This is a genomic window from Nocardia sp. CA-145437, assembly GCF_050956485.1.
Taxonomy (GTDB): domain Bacteria; phylum Actinomycetota; class Actinomycetes; order Mycobacteriales; family Mycobacteriaceae; genus Nocardia.
Map to the genome: position 1 here is coordinate 4,759,694 of NZ_CP191204.1, position 17,129 is coordinate 4,776,822.

The following is a 17,129-nucleotide window of genomic DNA, read 5'->3' on the forward strand; positions in this document are numbered from 1 at the left end:
TCCGTTCAGAAACTGTGTATGCCATATACTCTGTTTATAGGCTACACAGTTTCTTCGATGCCGCAAGATGGAACGCAAGATGGAAACCGACACCACGACAGGAGGTCCGATGACGCCCGAGCCGCAAGCCCTGCCCAAGTCGGTGAAACTGCTCTGGGATCTGGACGAGACGGGCAGCCGCGGCCCCCGGCGCGGCATGAGCCTCGAGCAGATCCTCGACACGGCCATGACCATCGCCGACACCGAGGGTTACGCGGCGCTGTCGATGGCGCGGGTCGCCAAGGAGCTCGGCTTCACCACCATGTCGCTGTACCGCTACGTCGACAGCAAGGACACCCTCGTGGTGCTGCTGTACGACCGCATCTTCGACCACACCCCGGAACTGCCCGCCGGCTGGCGCGCCGGACTGGAAGCCTGGGCCTGGGCCGAATTCCACGCCATCCGCGCCCACGACTGGTGGCTCGACATCCCGACGACCACTCCCCCGCTCGGCCCGAACAATATGGCCTGGCTGGAGACCGGCATGACAGCCCTCGCCGAGGTCGACATCCCCGAGGCGCTCAAACTTCAACTACTGGTGAATCTTTCGATCTACGTGATCGGCCGCACCCGGTTCCTGCGCGATGCCATCCGCCAGACCGAGAAGCAGGACTACACCGGCATCCTCACCGCCGTCCTCGACCCGGACCGCTTCCCCGCCGTCACCAGCGCGCTCACCAATCGCGCCTTCGACAGCGACGACATGCACTGGGAGGAAGCCGATTTCGGGTTCGCGCTGGACCGGCTGCTGGACGGCTACCAGACCTTCATCGACGCGAACACCGGTGCACGGTAGGCCATCGACCCGCGTCCGCGCCCTAGCAGATTCCAGCTATATCAGCCCGAGAGCCTGACCGAAAAGATCTCTTGTCGCTACAGTCCCACGAAACTGCTTGACAGACAGGTGATTACAGTGAGGCTCAGATTCAGAGCGCTGGCGATGGCCGCGGTCGGAGCACTGTTCGCACTCTCGATGACCGGTGTCGCGGCCGCCCCCGCGAACGCGGTCGGCCTGCCCCCGTGCGGTCTGACCTGCGACGACCCCCTGCCGCCCTCGCCCGCCGGATGCTCGAGCGCGGCCACCGGCGGCACCCTCGCGCTGACCCTGCCCGACAAGAACGGGGTCAACCGTCCCTTCCGGCTGTTCGTGCCGTCCGGGCTGAGCGGCGCCGCGCCGCTGGTGGTCGCGCTGCACGGCGGCCAGGACAACCCGACGCACTTCGAAACCGCCACCGGCTGGACCGCGGTCGCGCAGAGCAAGAAGTTCATCGTCGCCTACCCCCAGGGCGGCAAGAACGACGGCGCCGCGGACAAATGGGCCTGGGAGTTCAGCGCCTCCAACCCCGCCAACGACGTTCCGTTCCTGCGCAGCCTGGTCCACGCCATCGGCAACGACTACTGCGTGAACCCCAAGCGCGTGCATTTCATCGGACACTCCAACGGCGGGCAGATGACCTCCCGGATGGCGTGCTCCGCCTCGGATCTGGTCGCCTCGGCCGCGGTGTGGGCCGGGCCGAGCGGCGCGTGGGACGCCAACGACTGCCCGACCACCCGCAAGCTGTCGTTCGGCGTGATGCTCAACGACAACGACCCCATCGTGTGGCAGATCGTCGCCGAGCAGCATCGAGACCTGTGGCGCACCAAGGACAGTTGCGGAGCCACCCCGGCCTCGGAGACCGGCACCGCGGTGGTGAAGGGCGAGCGCTACTCGTGCGCGTCGGGTACCCAGGTGCTGTACCGGCTGTACCACACCACCGATGACGCGACGAAGGCCCACCTGTGGCCCACCCCGGGCTCGGCGGCCGCGACCGACGTCAACAACCGCATGTGGTCACTGCTGAACGCCAACCCGCTGCCCTGACAGCCGCGGCTCCGGGGTTCCGGCAGGCTCGGGGATCCGGGGCGACAGCGTGGCGGTGAGCAGCGCGGCGACCGCGAAAAGCACTGCCACACAGGCCACCAGGCCGATCCAGCCGCCCGCCGCGTAGGCGATCCCCGCGGCGCTGCCGACCACCGCACTGCCCAGGTAGTACGCGAACATGTAGAGAGACGATGCGGCGCCGCGGTTCTCGGCCAGCGCGCCGACCCAGGCGCTGGCCGCGGTGTGCGCGCCGAAGAATCCCGTGGTGAGCAGCAGGATGCCGATCAGCACCGTGCTCAGGTGATCCGGGATGGTCACCGCCAGGCCGACCGCCATCAGCGCCAGGGACACCACCAGGATCCGGTGGTGGCCACGGCGAGCGGCGAGCCGGCCCGCGTAGGCCGACGCCGCCGTGCCCGCGAGGTACAGCACGAACACCAGCCCGACCACCGCCTCGGACAGGCCGAACGGGCGGTGGGTCAGCCGGTAGCCGAGGTAGTTGTAGATCGACACGAAACTGCCCATGAGCAGGAAGGCGAGCCCGAACAGCGCGGCCGGGCGCGGAGCGCGTACCTGCCGGGCGAGATCGCCGAGCACTGTCCCGAAACCGGCCGGGCGCGCGGCGAATCCGCGGGAGGCGGGCAGCGTCCGCGCGAACCACACCGCGCCCGCCGCCACGGCCAGCGACACCGTCAACTCCGCCCACCGCCACGACGTCAGCCCGAGGGTGAGCGACGGGATCAAGCGTCCCGACAACCCGCCGATGCTCGTCCCCGCGATGTACACCCCCATCGCCGAACCCAGCCCGCTCGCGCCGACCTCCTCGGCCAGATACGCCATCGCCACCGCGGGCACCCCGGCCAGCGCGACACCCTGCACCGCTCGTACCGCCAGCAGCGTGTCCATCGTCGGGCACAACGGCAGCAGCAACCCGAGCGCCGCGGCCGCCACCGCCGACCCGATTAGCACCCGGGTACGGCCGATCCGCGCCGACAGCACCCCCACCGGAATGATCGCCAGCGCAAGGAATCCCGTGGTCAGCGACACCGCCAGCGCCGCGTGCGCGGGCGGCACCCCGAACGCCGCCGACAGGCTCGGCAGCAGCGACTGTGTGGAGTACATGGCCGCGAAGGTGGTCAGCCCGGCGGCGAAAAGCGCTACGGTGACGCGCTTCTCGTGAGCTCCGGTGAACTCGGCGGACCCATCCGCGTCGGCCCGGTCCGCCACGGCCACCCGTCCGGCCGAGTCCGTGTCGTCCGTCGCGTGCCGGACCGATGGGCGATCATGGGACGCCGGGGGCGCGGCCGGTCCCGCGCGTTCCGTCGTGGCGAGTCCCGCGTCCGGCTCAGCGAACGCACGCGGTGCGGTGAGCTCCGGATCTTTCGGCGTGTCGATCGCCGGGCCGGTGGGCGCACCGATCGGTCCTCGCGTGCTCAACCGCTGATCAGCGCTGGTCATCGGGTCCTCCCAGGATGGATCGGGTACGAGATCCAGGGTGCGTGACCGGCGCTTAGATCGGAAATGCATGATTGTCGTCAGGCTCATGCCATTGCGGTATATAGCGAGGAGGCGGTGTGCTCGGCGCCGATCTGGAGTGGTTCACGACACTCGCCGAAACCGAGAATGTGAGCGCGGCGGCCGACCGATTGCATCTGGCCCAGCCGACGCTGTCGCGGATGCTCGCCCGGTTGGAGCGGCGGCTGGGCGCTCCCCTGTTCGATCGGCACGGAAAGCGCATCCGGCTCAACGAGTACGGCCGCCTGTACTACGAGCACGCGCGCCGCGCCCGCGCGGAACTGCGGGCCGGGGAGCAGGCGGTCGCCGACCGGGTCAATCCGGCCAAGGGGGTGGTGCGGCTGTCGTTCCTGCATTCCTTCGGCAGCCGGCTGGCGCCGGAATTGATCGCGGAATTCCGGCGCGGGGCCGGACGGGTCGACTTCGGGCTGTTCCAGGGCGCGGCCGAGGCGATCACGCGCCAGGTCCTCGACGGGGAGGCCGATCTGGCGTTGGTGTCGCCGCGGCCGAGCGAGCCCGGCATCGGGTGGCACATGCTGCTGAATCAGCCGCTGGTGCTGGCGGTTCCGGCCGATCATCGGCTCGCCGGGCAGCGCCGGACCCGGCTGAGCGAGCTGGCCGACGCCGAATTCATCACCATGCATCCGGGATTCGGGATGCGGCGCATCTTCGACGACCTGTGCGCGGCGGCCGGGATCCGGCCGCGCATCGCCTTCGAGACCAGTGACCTGGTGACGGTGCACGGACTGGTCGCGGCCGGGCTCGGGGTGGCGCTGGTGCCCGCCGAGGAACCGCCGCCGCCGGACCTGGCGGTGGTCCCGCTCGCCGACGCGGGGGCGTCGCGCGATGTGGGGCTGATCTGGTCGGCGACCGCGACACCGTCGGAGGCGGTACGCCGGTTCCGCGATTTCGCGGTGGACCGGGCGGCTCGCCGCCCCGCCCGCTGAGCCCGCGCACTGTCCCGGCGAGCCCGCACACTGTTACGGTTGCCGAACGGTAACTGTTCTGTCGCTTCGACTCCAGGGAGCCGCCCGTGCAGCGCTATCGCGCGGCCCTCGACACACTGGGCGGAGGCATCGCCGCCGCGGTCGCGGGCATGGCCTTGATCGTGCCCTACGACGCCGGGTGCGGCACCGACTCGTCCGCCATGCAGATGACACTGCTGACCATCACCGTGCCCCGCGCCACCGCCACCGGCGCGGTGTTCGCCGTGGTGGCCGCGGTGCTCGTACGCATGCTCGGCAACCGGACCGCGTGGGCCACCGGCGCGTGCGCGGCGCTGGTCCTCGCCACCGACCATCTGCTGGTCGCCTCCACCTCCGCCACCCTGGCCACCGCCAACTTCCTCGACTCGCTCGCCGGCGGCGTGCTGCTCGGCGCCGCCGGGGCGGCGGCACTGCGGTACCGGCCGCCCGCTGTCGGCTACCTGCTCGGCGGGCTCACCGGCGTCCTACTCGGACGCCACATCGAGACCATCGCCGCCGAGAACGGGAACCTGTCGGTGCTCGAACGCGCCTTCGTGGATCTGCCGCCGGACTGGCTGGCGGTGCTGGCGGCGGTGCTGCTCGCGGTGTGCGCGGTGGTCTGCGGGCGGACCAGCACCACGCATCCGACGTCGGTGCAGCTGCCGTTCGCGCCGATCGTGGCCGCGGCGGTGGTGATCACGACCATCGCGGTGGCCTCCGAACGCCTCACCCCGGGCACCCACAGCTGGATCGCCATCACCGCCTGGCTCGTCGCGGTCGTCGCGGCCGCCCTGATCGCGGCCCTGCTGCTGCCGGGCCGCGACGGCACCCTCACGCTGCTCGCGGTGTCGCTCACCGCGACCGGCGGCGCCCTCGCGACCGTCCACGCCCATTGGAAACTCGCGCCGGTGCTCGCGATCCTGGCGCTCGGACTGTTCGCCGGCGTCCTGCTCCCCCGCCCGCAGCCGGTGGCCGCCGCCGCGGCGAGCGTCGGGCTGTCGGTCTTCGCGCTGCTGGCTTCCAGCGCGCAGCACCATGATTCGTGGGCCGCGCTGCTCGGCGGGTGCCTCTACGCGGGACTGGCCGGATACAGCTTCGGCGCGGTCACCACCCGCCTGGCCGCGAGCACCGTCCTGGCACTGGGCGTCGTGCTGGTCCCGACCGCGGCGCTCACCCTGCAATACCGGGGCTGCGACGCGCTGCCGTCCCTGCCCGACCGCGTCAGCACGGCCGGTGATCGCGCGGCGTGGACGGCCATCGGCCTGGGCGCCGGATGCCTGGCGGCCATGCTGGTGCTGCGCCGCCTGCGGCCGGAACGCGACGAGCCGTCGCAGCCGAAACCCCGTGCCCCCGAATCCGAGCGAACGGACTAGGCGACCCGGTACAGCCAGATCCGCGGCTCGGACGGCTCACCGCCGGTGGACCAGGCATAGGTGTGGGCGAGCCCGTCGCCGTGATAGCCGTGCAGGTAGTCACGCAATGCGGTGCGGCCGCCGTGCCCGGACACGATGCCCCGCAGCACGATCGCGGTGAGGTCGTAGGCCTCGACGGCGTACGGGTTCGCGGCGGTCCCGGTGGCGTCGCGATACTCGTCGAGGAAGCGCTGGGTGGCGGGCCCGCACTGACACGCCACCAAGGTGCCGGTGGCCGCCGACCCCGCGGCGGACTTGAACGCGGGGTCGTAGCTGCCGTCGCCGAGTACGAAAGTGGCTGTGACATCGGCTTTCCGAAGCTTCGCCAGCAGGGTCGCGGCGGCCGCCGGATAGCCCGCGTAGAACACCGCGTCCGGGTTCACGGCGGCGATGGCCGACACGGCCTGCCCGGTATCGCCGCCGAGATCGACGCTGACATCGCACGCCGGCACCGAAGCCGGACCGAGGCCCTCCACCACCGCACCCGCCAGCGACACCCCGAAACCGCCTCCGCTGTCCCGGACCACGCAGACCCGCGAGAACCGGGCGGTATTGGTGAGGTAGCGACCCAACGCCGGGCCCTCGGCATTGTCATTGGCCAGGCCGCGGAAGAAGCCGCTCCACCCCGACTGCGCCAGCAGCGGATTCGTCGCGACCGGGGTGAGAAACGGCAGCCCGGCCGCGTCGAAGGTCTTCCCGGCGGCCATGACCTCCTTCGACAGCGCCGGACCGATCACCGCCACCACCGAGTCGTCGGCGGCGATCTGCTCGGCGACCCGCGCCGCCTTCCCCTGATCCCCGGCGGTATCGAACTCGCGCACCGTGATCGGGCAGACCTTGTTGCCGCCCTGCGGGTTTCCGCCCTTCACGAACTGATCGACGGCCAGCCGCACCGCGCCCAGCACGGTGCGGCCGAGCGCGGCGTCCGAGCCGGTCAGCGGGAGCGCCGCCGCGATGGTCGCCGGTTCGCACGGCAGGCGGCCGTCATTGGCGGGGTCGGCCACCGACACCGGCGCGACCACCTTGGCGCCGAGCCCGTCGATCTGGGTCAGCGGCACGAAACCCGGGTACGTGGCCGGGTAGGGACCGGTCACGCTCACCGGACTGGCGAGGCCGGACGGTCCGGAACCCTGTGCCGCCCAGATGATTCCCGCCGCTGCCGCGACGGCGACCACCAGCGCGCCGACTCCCGCCGCCAGCCGGCGACCGGACCGCACCCGGGCGGCCGTCACCGGCTCCGGCCGCAGTCCCGGGTCGTCGAGCACGGTGCGGTCGGCGCCGTGCGGCACGGTGACGGTCGCGGCGGTGGCGCCCGTCGAGCCGATCGTCGCCGCCGCCGGCCGCGGTGTCCCGGCCGCCGTCAGCGGCGGCACGGTCGACTCCGAGGCGCCCGAAAGCGCCCGCGCCGCAGCCTCGGCGAAGTCCCGGCAGGTGTCGAACCGATCCTCCGGCCGCTTGGCCAGGCCCCGCGCGAACACCGCATCCAGTGCCGCGGGCAGCTCCGGCCGCCGATCGGTCACCTTCGGCACCGGATGCTGCAGGTGCCCCGCGACCACCGCGGCCGCCGTCTCCGCCTGATACGGCGTGGACCCCGTGAACAGCCGAAACAGGGTGCAGGCCAGCGAATACTGATCCGAGCGCTGATCCGGCGCGGCCCCCGACAGTTGCTCCGGCGAGGCATAGGTGATGGTCGCGGCCAGTGTCCCGGTGCGGGTGATCTGCGCGGAATCGTCGCGCAACCGCCCGATTCCGAAGTCGGTCAGCAGAATTCGACGTTCCTGCCCGGCGGCGTCACGACCGAGCAGGATATTGGCGGGCTTCACGTCCCGGTGGATCACGCCCATCGAATGCGCGTAGTCCAACGCCTTGGCCGTCTCCCCGACGATCCGCACGGCCTCGGCGGCGGGCAGGGTGAACGGGTCGAGCGCGGAGGCGTCGCCGCCGTCCACGTACTGCATGGCGATCCACAGCCGCCCGCCCGAGACGCCCCGATCGTGCACACCCACGATGTTCGGATGATCCAGCCGCGCAACGAGTTCGGCTTCCCGCTCGAACCGGGACCGAGTCTCGAGCTGGGTCACCAGCTCCCGCGCCAGCACCTTGATCGCCACCAGCCGGGGCAGCCGCGGATGCCGGGCGAGAAAGACCTCCCCCATCCCGCCCCCGCCGAGCTTCCGCTCGATCAGATACCCCGCGAATTCCGTACCCGCACGCACAATTCGGCCCTTCGCACCCCGCACATTCCCACGAACCTTACCCGCTCGGACCCGCCGTCTCAGCTCCTCGACACGGGCTCACCCACCGCCCCGCGCGGGTTCGGCCACCGCCCGCGGGCCGCGGCTACTCGGCCGTCCGGCGCCTCGCGAGCGCCGACCCGCGCGCGGGCCGCTCACCCTGTCCGGTTGCTCCAGGTATGCCCCGGTATTGCCACGGCGAACGGGCTGGAGCAGGCTGAGAGGCGTCGGCGGCGTCACCCCGGGCGTCGCCCCCGCAACAGAGGAGGTGGATCGAAGGTGTACGCACGCTCTAACACGATTCAGGCGCAGCTGTCCTCTATCGATGCCGGGATTGCATTCATGCGCGATGAAGTGATGTCCGAGTTGGGCGGTATGCCCGGCTGGGTGGGTCTGTCGCTGTTGGTGGACCGGGAATCCGGCCGCTGCATCGTCACCACCGCGTGGGAGTCCGAGAACGCGATGCACGACAGCGCCAGCCGGGTGCGCCAACTGCGCAACCGCGCCCGGGACATCTTCGGCGGTGACGGCCCGCTCATCGAGGAGTGGGAGATCGCCGCCCTGCATCGCCTGCACCACGCGGACGAGGGCGCGTGCGCCCGCGTGACCTGGACCCGGGCCGACGCCGATCGCATCGATTCGGCGATCAACGTCTTCCGCTCGATGGCCATGCCCGCCATGGAGCAGATGGACGGCTTCTGCAGCGTCAGCCTGATGGTCGATCGCTCCGCCGGGCGCGGCGTCTCCTGCGCCACCTTCGACAGCGCCGAGGCCCTGGCCCGAACCGCCCAGGAAGCCGCGGACATGCGGGCCAGGGCCGCCGCCCAGGCCGGCATCGCCGTCACCGAGGTCGCCGAGTTCGAACTGGCCCTCGCTCACCTCCGCGTCCCCGAACTGGTCTGACCCGCACCCCCGGATGGCGCGGTCGCCCCGGCCGCGCCACCCGGCTAATTTAGAACCCGTTTCAGCGGGCGGCGGCTTCCGGCCACCCGGCGATCGATGGGAGACGGGTATGTCGGGCAATGGCGGCGGTCGATTCGACGGCAAGGTCGCGGTGGTGACCGGAGCCTCCTCCGGCCTGGGCCGGGCGGTGGCGCGGCAGCTGATCGCGGGCGGGGCTCGCGTGCTGGGCGTCGGCCGCGACGAGGCGCGCCTGAAGGACACCTTCGACGGACCCGACACCGCCTGGCACGCCGCAGATCTCGCCGATCCGGCGGCGGCCGATCAGGTGGTGCGGGCCTGCGTCGACCGCTTCGGCGGGCTCGACATCCTGGTCAACGCCGCGGGCGCGCACACCATGCGCCACACCGGTCAGGTCACCGACGAGGAATGGCAGCACGACCTCGCCGTCAACCTCAGCGCGCCCTTCTTCCTCTCCCGCGCCGCCCTCCCCCACCTGCTCGAACGCACCGGCTGCATCGTCAACGTGGCCTCGATCGCGGGCGTGGAGGGCCAGGCCTACTCGGCGGGCTACTGCGCCGCCAAGCACGGCCTCATCGGCCTCACCCGGGCCATGGCCCTGGAGTTCGATGGCGCCGGCATCCGCGTCAACGCCGTCTGCCCGGGCGGCATGACCACGCCGATGCTCGAGAACTTCACTTTCCCCGAAGACCCCGACTACCAGCTCATCCTGAAGACCGCCAGCCCCCGCGGCCTCATGGAACCCGCGCAGGTCGCCAACATCATCAGCTTCCTCTGCTCCGACGAAGCCTCCGCCGTGCACGGCGCCGTCTACACCGTCGACAACGGCAAGATGGCTCTCTAGGCAGACGAATCGGCCCGGGCGACGCAGATGCCGTCGCCCGGGCCGATTCCGAGGTGGGTCGGGTTACTTCTTGCGGTCGCGCTTCTCGCGGACACGCACATTGACCCGGACCGGAGAACCGTCGAAGTTGAACTCCTCGCGCAGCTTCCGCTCGATGAAGCGGCGGTAGCCCGCCTCGAGGAAGCCGGTGGTGAAGAGCACGAACGTCGGCGGCCGGGTGGACGCCTGGGTGGCGAACAGGACTCGCGGGAGGCGGCCACCGCGCATCGGCGGCGGCGTGGCGGCGATGACCTCCTTGAGCCAGTTGTTCAGGCGGCCGGTGGAAATGCGCTTGTCCCACGACTCCAGCGCGGTCTCCATGGCCGGAACCAGCTTCTGGACCGCACGGCCGGTGTGCGCGGAGATGTTGACGCGCTGGGCCCAGCGGACCTGGACCATCTCACGGTCGATCTCGCGCTCGAGCATCTCGCGCCGATCCTCGTCGACCAGATCCCACTTGTTGTAGGCGATCACCAGGGCGCGGCCGGTCTCGGCCACCATGGAGATCACCCGCAGGTCCTGCTCGGTGACCGGCTCGGAGGCGTCGATCAGCATGACCGCCACCTCGGCGGCCTCGATCGCGCCCTTGGTGCGCAGCGAGGCGTAGAACTCATGGCCCGAGGCATTGCTCACCTTGCGCCGCAATCCCGCGGTATCCACGAAACGCCAAGGCTTGCCGCCCAATTCGACCAGCGAGTCGACCGGGTCGACGGTGGTGCCGGCGACATTGTGGACGACCGACCGTTCCTCCCCGACCAGCTTGTTCAGCAGCGACGACTTGCCCACGTTCGGCTTGCCGACCAGCGCCACGCGGCGCGGACCGCCGCTGAGACCCGTGCCCTCGCGGGGAGTCTCGGGCAGCTTCGCCAGAATCTCGTCCAGCAGATCACCGGTACCGCGACCGTGCGCGGCCGAGATCATGTGCGGCTCGCCCAGACCCATCGACCACAGCTCGGCCGCGTCGGCCTCCAGCTTCTGGTTGTCGACCTTGTTGGCGACCAGGATGACCGGAGTCTTGCTGCGCCGCAGCGTCTTCGCCACCGCCTCGTCGGCGGAGGTGGCGCCCGTGGTCACATCCACCACCACGACGATCGCGTCGGCGGTGTTCATGGCGACCTCGGCCTGCCGGGCCACCGACTGCTGCAGCCCCTTGGCGTCGGGCGACCAGCCGCCGGTGTCCTGCACCAGGAAACGGCGACCGGCCCAGGTGGCCTCGTAGGAGATCCGGTCGCGGGTCACGCCCGGAATGTCCTCCACGACCGCCTCGCGGCGGCCCAGAATCCGGTTGACCAGCGTCGACTTGCCGACATTGGGGCGGCCGACAATGGCCACCGTCGGCAGCGGAATGTGCTCGGCGTCCTGCTCGCCCTCGAATTCGGCGATATCCCAGTCGGATTCGTCCGACCAGATCCCATCGCCGGCGAAGGTGTCCTGCGTCACTGCGAGCCTCCCGCCGAAATCCGTGCGGCCACCACGCGATACAGCTCGTCGATGACCTCGTCCTTGTTCAAATCGCTGGTGTCGACCAGCTCCGCGTCCTCGGCGGGACGCAGCGGCGACACCTTGCGCGTCGAGTCCAGGGTGTCGCGGCGCTGCACATCGGCCAGCACACCCGCGAAATCGTCACCCCGGCCCTCGGCGATGTTCTGCGCGTTGCGGCGCTGCGCGCGGGCCTCGGCCGACGCGGTCAGATAGATCTTCACATCCGCCGCGGGCAGCACGGTGGTGCCGATGTCCCGGCCCTCCACCACGATTCGGCCCGCCGCCGCCGACAGCTCCCGCTGCAGCGCGACCAGCTGCTCGCGCACCTCGGGCACCGCCGACACCGCGGACACCGCCTGGGTGACCGCGTTGCCGCGGATCTCACCGGAGACGTCCTCACCGTCGAGCAGGATGACCTCCCGGCTCGGATCGGTGCCGATGGTCAGCGGCAGTTCCTTCACCGCGACGGCGATGGCGGCCGCGTCGTCCAGGTCCACGCCGCTGCGCAGCACGCGCAGCGTCGCCACCCGGTACATGGCGCCGGTGTCGAGGTAGCTGGCCTCGAGCCGGGTCGCCAGCATGCGCGACACGCTCGACTTGCCGGTGCCCGACGGGCCGTCCATGGCCACGACCAGCTTCGCGGAACCGGTCAGGGCGCCGGCCGCATCGATCAGAGATCCCACACCGTTCACAACGACACCGCCTCGTAGAGCTTCCCGACCTCGTCCCGGCCCAGCACGCGCAGCGTGCCCGGCCGCTGATCACCGAGCGCGATCGGCCCGACGTGCGTGCGCACCAGCGCGGTCACCGGATGCCCGACGGCGTCCAGCAGGCGGCGCACGATGTGCTTGCGACCCTCGTGCAGCACCACCTTCACCAGCGACTTGCCGTTGCCGACCTCGAGCACCTGGAACTTGTCCACCGACGCGGGCCCGTCCTCGAGCTCGACGCCGTCCTTGAGCTGCTTGCCGACCTCACGATTGCGGACCTCGCCGTTCACGGTGGCCAGGTAGGTCTTGGACACCTCGAAGGAGGGGTGCATGAGCCGATGCGCCAGATCACCGTCATTGGTGAGCAGCAGCAGGCCCTCGGTGTCGGCGTCCAGGCGGCCGACGTGGAACAGGCGCTGACCGGCGGCGATCCGCTCGGCCACGATATCGCCCACGCACGGGCGGCCCATCTCGTCGGACATGGTCGACTGCCAGCCCTTGGGCTTGTTCAGCGCCAGGTACACCTGCTCGGAGCGGATGACCACGCGCACGCCGTCGACCCGGACCACCGCGGTCTCGGGATCGATGCGCAGACCCTGCTCACGCACGATCTTGCCGTCCACCTCGATGCGCCCGGCGTCGATCATGTCCTCGGCCACGCGACGCGAGGCCACACCGGCCTTGGCCAGGACCTTCTGCAGGCGCTCACCCTCACCCCACGGCAGCTTCTTCGGAGCCCGCTCCTCGAAGTCCACGTGCTGGTGCCGGGCGGGCTTGGCATTGCTGATCAGCACGGGCGCGACGATCTTGCGCTCCGGCTTGGCGGTCTTCTTCTTGCCGGTGGTGTTCGGCGAGGTGTGCGGGGCCAGCGGGCGACCGCCGCCGATACCGCGAGACTGGTTGCCGCGCGCGGAGTTACCGCCCTGGCCGCCGAAGCCGGAGCCCGAGCCGCCGCGAGCGGGCGCGCCGCCACGGGAACCGCTTGCGCCCCACTGGCTTTCGCCGCGGGGAGCGGAACCGCCACGCGAACGATCGGAGTCACGACCGAACGAACCCGAGCCGCCACGCGAACGGTCGGAATCCCGGCCGTACGAACCCGCGCCACCACGCGAACGGTCCGAGTCACGACCGAACGAACCCGAGCCGCCACGCGAACGGTCGGAATCCCGGCCGTACGAACCCGCGCCACCACGCGAACGATCCGAGTCACGGCCAGAGGACCCCGTGCCACCGCGTGAACGATCCGAGTCCCGGCCGTACGAACCCGAGCCGCCGCGGGAGTCACCGCGGGAATTGCCGCCCCAGGAGGGCGAGTCGCCGCGCGAGCCGCGCGACGTGGAGCCGCCACGGGCTCCGCCATAAGAATTGCCGCCGGCAGCGGACCGGTCGTCTCCGGTCCGGCCTCGGGCGGCGCGGGAACCGCCACGGGGCGGTTCGCTGCCACGTTTCCTACGATCCGGTGTGCCATCTCGGCGAGCGGGTGTATTCACGTTGTCCTAATTTCAGTCTTCGGTGCCGAGGTCGATATCCGCCTCGGCCGGTTTCTTCAGCCTGGTGTACCGGGGGTCGGTCTCCAAGCTCTCGTTGATCTCGTCGATCAGGTCGACGCCCGGGAGCAGCGGGGCCAACGGCGGCAGATCCGCCAGTGACGCAAGCCCGATCCGTTCCAGGAACAGCTCGGTGGTGATGTACAGAGTGCCGTTGGTCTCCGGGTCCGCTCCGGCCTCCGCGATCAGCCCCCGCGCCAGCAGGGTCCTGATCACGCCATCCACGTTCACGCCGCGCACCGCGCTCACGCGTGCTCGGGTAACCGGTTGACGGTACGCGATCACCGCCATGGTTTCCAAAGCCGCGCGAGTCAGTTTCGATCGTGCGCCGTCCAACAGCATACGTTCCACATAGGGAGCGAATTCCGTCCGCGTGTAGTACCGCCAGCCGTCGCCGACGAACCTGAGATCCATGCCACTGCGCCGCGCGGTCAACTCCGCCGACATCTCCCGCAGCGCCGCCTCCACCCGGACCGGGTGATCCCGCAGTGCCGAGGCCAGCAGTTCCGTCGGCGCGGGCGCGTCGACCACCAGCAACATGGCCTCCAGCGCGGAGCGGAACTCCGCCTCCGACAGCTCGTCCTCGTCGTCGAACTCCTGCGGATCGACCGCGAGAGCGGGCGGCGCGGCGACTGCCCCCGTGTCCGCAGCTTCGGCCTGAGCCGCTTCGGCATCGGGCGTTTCGGCATCGGGCACTGTGACTTCGTTCGCTGCCGATGTGACCTCGTCCCGGAGCGCTGTGATTTTGGCCTCGCCCGGTGTGATGTCGGCCGCCCGCCCGGAGATTTCGGCATCAGACTCCGGGCTCTCGGTAGCAACCTCGAGCGGAAGAGCTTCGTCAGCGGGCACCACAGGCTCCGCCAGGGCCTCGGCACCGTCGGCGGTTGCCTCGACGCTTCCATCGCCGGGCTCGGCGGCCTCGGGCGTGGGTTCGGCGGCGGCCGCGGACTCGGTCGCGTCCGGTCCGGCCGCGCGGGCCTTGGCGGCCGCGGCCGCTTCGGCGATGATCTGCTCGGCCAGGGTCGGCCGGGGTGCGGGCTGGCTGCCGGCGGGCTGGTCCTGCGCGTCGTCATCCATGGTGTGCACCTCGGTCACCCGTAGTCCTCTTCAATCGTCACCGGTTGGGCGGGTTGGTCCTCGAGCTCGCCGATCCAGCTGACGGACAGCGGGCCCAGCGGGTCGGGCTGGTCGAACTCGATGGTCTTGCCGCGGTAGAGCTCGAGCAGCGCGAGGAAGCGGGCCACGATCTGGATCGGCAGCTCGCAGTCGGCGCAGAGTTCGTGGAAGGTCGTCCAGCCACCCGCGCCCGCGTTCTTGAGCATCTCCAGCACGAGCGCGGCCTGCTCGGCGATCGAGATGGCGTGGGCGTGGATGTGATCCAGCCCCACCCGCGGTCGCGGACGCGGCCGGAACACGGTGGCCGCGACCTCCGCGAATCCCGCGGCGTCCACCCCCAGCGTAACCTCGGGCAACAGCGCCAGATACCGCTCCTCGAGTGACACCGCGCGCGGATACCGTTGCAGCGCCGCCGCCTCCAGCTCGCCGAGCAGTTCCGCGACCTGCTTGAACGCACGGTACTGCAGCAGCCGGGCGAAGAGCAGGTCGCGCGCCTCCAGCAACTCCAGGTCTTCCTCGTCGGACACCTCGCCCGAGGGCAGCAGCCGGGCCGCCTTCAGATCGAGCAGGGTGGCGGCGATGAGCAGGAATTCGGTGGTCTGGTCCAGGACCTTGTCCGCCCGCAGGCCCTTCACCTCGGACAAGCGGGCGGTGAGTGCCTTGGTGTGGGCGATGAACTCGTCGGTCACCTTGTGCAGCGCGATCTCGGTGACGTCGAGGCGTCGCGAACTGATCAGTTGCAGCAGCAGGTCGAAGGGGCCCTCGAAGTTGGCCAGCTTCAGGTGGAATTTGCCCGGATTGTCCGAACTTTCGGATGCCACAGCGGCGTCCATCGCGGGGGGCTTCGCCACAGCGCCGGACCCCGCGATATCGGACACCACCGACGAACCCGGCGCGGTCGCGCTATCGGCGTTCTCGTCCGCACCGGCCCCGGCGATGTCCGCGACGACACCGGCCGGGTCCTGCCCGGCCACATCCGCATCGCCGATGTCCGCACCGGCAACGTCCTCACCAGCGCCGACGATGTCGCTCACTACCGGCGACCCGTCCCCGGGCATGCTGGAATCCGCGTCCGCGAGGTCGTGGCCGGACGCCGAGTCGAGAGGATCGCTCAACGGCCCGACCGCTGGATGACTTCCCGGGCCATGGCCCGATAGGCTTCCGCGCCACCGGATTTCGGCGCCCACGTGGTGATGGGCTCACCCGCGACGCTGGCGTCGGGGAAGCGGACGGTCCGCGAGATCACGGTGTCGTACACGAGGTCGCCGAACACCTCGACCACGCGCGTCATGACCTGGCGCGAATGCAATAGGCGGGCATCGAACATGGTGACCACGATGCCGTACAGGGTCAGCTCGGGGTTCAGCCGGTCCCGCACCTTCTCCACGGTGTCGTTGAGCAGGGCCAGTCCGCGCAGCGAGAAGTACTCGCATTCCATCGGGATGATGACGCCGTCGGCACAGGCCAGGGCGTTCACGGTGAGCAGGCCCAGCGACGGCTGGCAGTCGATGAGGATGTAGTCGTAGCGGTCGCGCAGCGGCGCCAGGGCGCGCCCCAGGGTCTGCTCGCGGCCGACCTCGTTGACGAGCTGGATCTCCGCGGCCGAGAGGTCGATATTGCTGGGCAGCAGATCCATGCCGTCGACCTTGGTGTTCATCAGCACGTCGTCGGGATTCACCTTGCCGGGGCCGACGAGCAGGTTGTGCACGGTCACGTTCAGATCGTGATGCGCCACACCGAGTCCCGCCGACAGCGCGCCCTGCGGATCCAGGTCCACCAGCAGCACCTTGCGCCCGTATTCCGCCAGCGCCGCACCGAGATTGATGGTCGAGGTGGTCTTGCCGACGCCGCCTTTCTGATTGCACATGGCGACGATCAGCGCGGGGCCGGTGTGGTCCGGTTCGGGCGGTTCGGGAATCTCGCGCAGCGGGCGTCCGGTGGGACCGACCTCTTTGCCGTCGGACACCACATCGGGTGCCTCCCACAGTGTTTGCGCGGCGGTTTCGATCCGCTGGCCCGCACCACCGGTAGTCGTCACGTCCGCTGCTCCTTCGACGTTCCTGCCCTTGCCCCGCCCACCGGCCTGGAATGGACGACGCACCCGGCCGCGTGTGCGATCGGGTTTCCTCCTAGACGCTACCGCCTGTTCGCGCGAGACCAACGTTCGGACACGCACCCTAAACCTGCACTTCAGACCCGGTACAGGCGCCCGAGCCGGGCCGAGGACCGGTCCTGGACGTCTCGTTGCACTGTGGCACAGCAGGTTACGGGTTCAGGGTCATGTTCCGCGCCCGAAGCACCGGATAAACCGGAATCGGCGGAATTGGAGGATACGGGTATGGCGCAACTGCGCCGCGAGCCCGGTCGGTGGAGTCCGGTTGCGGACAACGCGCTCTCACAGGTGCCCGTGGGCGTTCCACCAGTGACATCCCGTGCGTGCCACG

General features: G+C 70.3%; 14 protein-coding genes. 6 read left to right on the plus strand and 8 right to left on the minus strand.

Annotation, left to right across the window (positions count from 1 at the left end; translation table 11 throughout):
- Positions 1 to 67 precede the first annotated feature (67 nt).
- Both ACQPYY_RS22195 and ACQPYY_RS22200 read left to right on the plus strand, forming a co-directional pair.
- A complete protein-coding gene (locus ACQPYY_RS22195) occupies positions 68 to 835 on the plus strand; it encodes a TetR/AcrR family transcriptional regulator (RefSeq protein ID WP_433590853.1) in 768 nt (255 codons plus the stop codon).
- Between the two features lie 117 nt (positions 836 to 952).
- Positions 953 to 1,900: an alpha/beta hydrolase family esterase gene (locus ACQPYY_RS22200; protein ID WP_433590854.1), complete on the plus strand. Its 948-nt coding sequence runs from the start codon at positions 953 to 955 to the stop codon at positions 1,898 to 1,900.
- On the opposite strand, the gene ACQPYY_RS22205 is transcribed toward ACQPYY_RS22200, so the two are convergent.
- A complete protein-coding gene (locus tag ACQPYY_RS22205; RefSeq protein ID WP_433590855.1) occupies positions 1,871 to 3,358 on the minus strand; it encodes an MFS transporter in 1,488 nt (495 codons plus the stop codon). The two genes, ACQPYY_RS22200 and ACQPYY_RS22205, sit on opposite strands and share 30 nt — an antisense overlap.
- Before the next feature lie 116 nt (positions 3,359 to 3,474).
- Here ACQPYY_RS22205 and ACQPYY_RS22210 point away from each other — a divergent pair, with 116 nt between their 5' ends.
- Entirely contained in the window at positions 3,475 to 4,362 is an 888-nt protein-coding gene (locus ACQPYY_RS22210) for a LysR family transcriptional regulator (protein ID WP_433590856.1), read from the plus strand.
- 86 nt (positions 4,363 to 4,448) lie between these two features.
- On the plus strand, positions 4,449 to 5,753 hold the full coding sequence (locus ACQPYY_RS22215) for a hypothetical protein (RefSeq protein WP_433590857.1): 1,305 nt from the start codon (positions 4,449 to 4,451) through the stop codon (positions 5,751 to 5,753).
- Here ACQPYY_RS22215 and ACQPYY_RS22220 read toward each other — a convergent pair.
- Complete coding sequence (locus ACQPYY_RS22220) at positions 5,750 to 8,008, minus strand: bifunctional serine/threonine-protein kinase/ABC transporter substrate-binding protein (RefSeq protein WP_433590858.1); 2,259 nt, start codon at positions 8,006 to 8,008, stop codon at positions 5,750 to 5,752. The genes ACQPYY_RS22215 and ACQPYY_RS22220 overlap by 4 nt on opposite strands.
- Before the next feature lie 297 nt (positions 8,009 to 8,305).
- On the opposite strand from ACQPYY_RS22220, the gene ACQPYY_RS22225 reads away from it, so the two are divergent.
- The gene (locus tag ACQPYY_RS22225) at positions 8,306 to 8,929 is read left to right on the plus strand and encodes a hypothetical protein (RefSeq protein ID WP_379104905.1); all 624 of its coding nucleotides are present in this window, start codon (positions 8,306 to 8,308) and stop codon (positions 8,927 to 8,929) included.
- A 109-nt stretch (positions 8,930 to 9,038) separates the two neighbouring features.
- Positions 9,039 to 9,791, plus strand: a complete 753-nt coding sequence (locus ACQPYY_RS22230) for an SDR family NAD(P)-dependent oxidoreductase (protein ID WP_433590859.1) — start codon at positions 9,039 to 9,041, stop codon at positions 9,789 to 9,791.
- Between the two features lie 63 nt (positions 9,792 to 9,854).
- Here the strand turns inward: ACQPYY_RS22230 and der are convergent, their stop codons facing one another.
- From der to ACQPYY_RS22260, 6 genes are all read right to left on the minus strand, one after another.
- Entirely contained in the window at positions 9,855 to 11,270 is a 1,416-nt protein-coding gene (gene der / locus ACQPYY_RS22235) for a ribosome biogenesis GTPase Der (RefSeq protein WP_379104909.1), read from the minus strand.
- Entirely contained in the window at positions 11,267 to 11,995 is a 729-nt protein-coding gene (cmk, locus tag ACQPYY_RS22240; protein WP_433590860.1) for a (d)CMP kinase, read from the minus strand. Before cmk ends, der begins: the two co-directional genes overlap by 4 nt.
- Before the next feature lie 5 nt (positions 11,996 to 12,000).
- On the minus strand, positions 12,001 to 12,816 hold the full coding sequence (locus tag ACQPYY_RS22245) for a pseudouridine synthase (RefSeq protein ID WP_433590861.1): 816 nt from the start codon (positions 12,814 to 12,816) through the stop codon (positions 12,001 to 12,003).
- 708 nt (positions 12,817 to 13,524) lie between these two features.
- On the minus strand, positions 13,525 to 14,145 hold the full coding sequence (gene scpB / locus ACQPYY_RS22250; protein WP_357287243.1) for an SMC-Scp complex subunit ScpB: 621 nt from the start codon (positions 14,143 to 14,145) through the stop codon (positions 13,525 to 13,527).
- Between the two features lie 515 nt (positions 14,146 to 14,660).
- A complete protein-coding gene (locus ACQPYY_RS22255; protein WP_433594702.1) occupies positions 14,661 to 15,518 on the minus strand; it encodes a segregation and condensation protein A in 858 nt (285 codons plus the stop codon).
- A 278-nt stretch (positions 15,519 to 15,796) separates the two neighbouring features.
- A complete protein-coding gene (locus ACQPYY_RS22260; protein WP_379104972.1) occupies positions 15,797 to 16,693 on the minus strand; it encodes a ParA family protein in 897 nt (298 codons plus the stop codon).
- Between the last annotated feature and the right edge of the window lie 436 nt (positions 16,694 to 17,129).

What these genes read in the sequence shown, in the direction of transcription:
- ACQPYY_RS22195 (WP_433590853.1), top strand. Translation starts at nt 68, where the DNA reads ATGGAACGCAAGATGGAAACCGACACCACGACAGGAGGTCCGATGACG.
- ACQPYY_RS22205 (WP_433590855.1), bottom strand. Translation starts at nt 3,358, where the DNA reads ATGACCAGCGCTGATCAGCGGTTGAGCACGCGAGGACCGATCGGTGCG.
- ACQPYY_RS22230 (WP_433590859.1), top strand. Translation starts at nt 9,039, where the DNA reads ATGTCGGGCAATGGCGGCGGTCGATTCGACGGCAAGGTCGCGGTGGTG.
- ACQPYY_RS22255 (WP_433594702.1), bottom strand. Translation starts at nt 15,518, where the DNA reads ATGGACGCCGCTGTGGCATCCGAAAGTTCGGACAATCCGGGCAAATTC.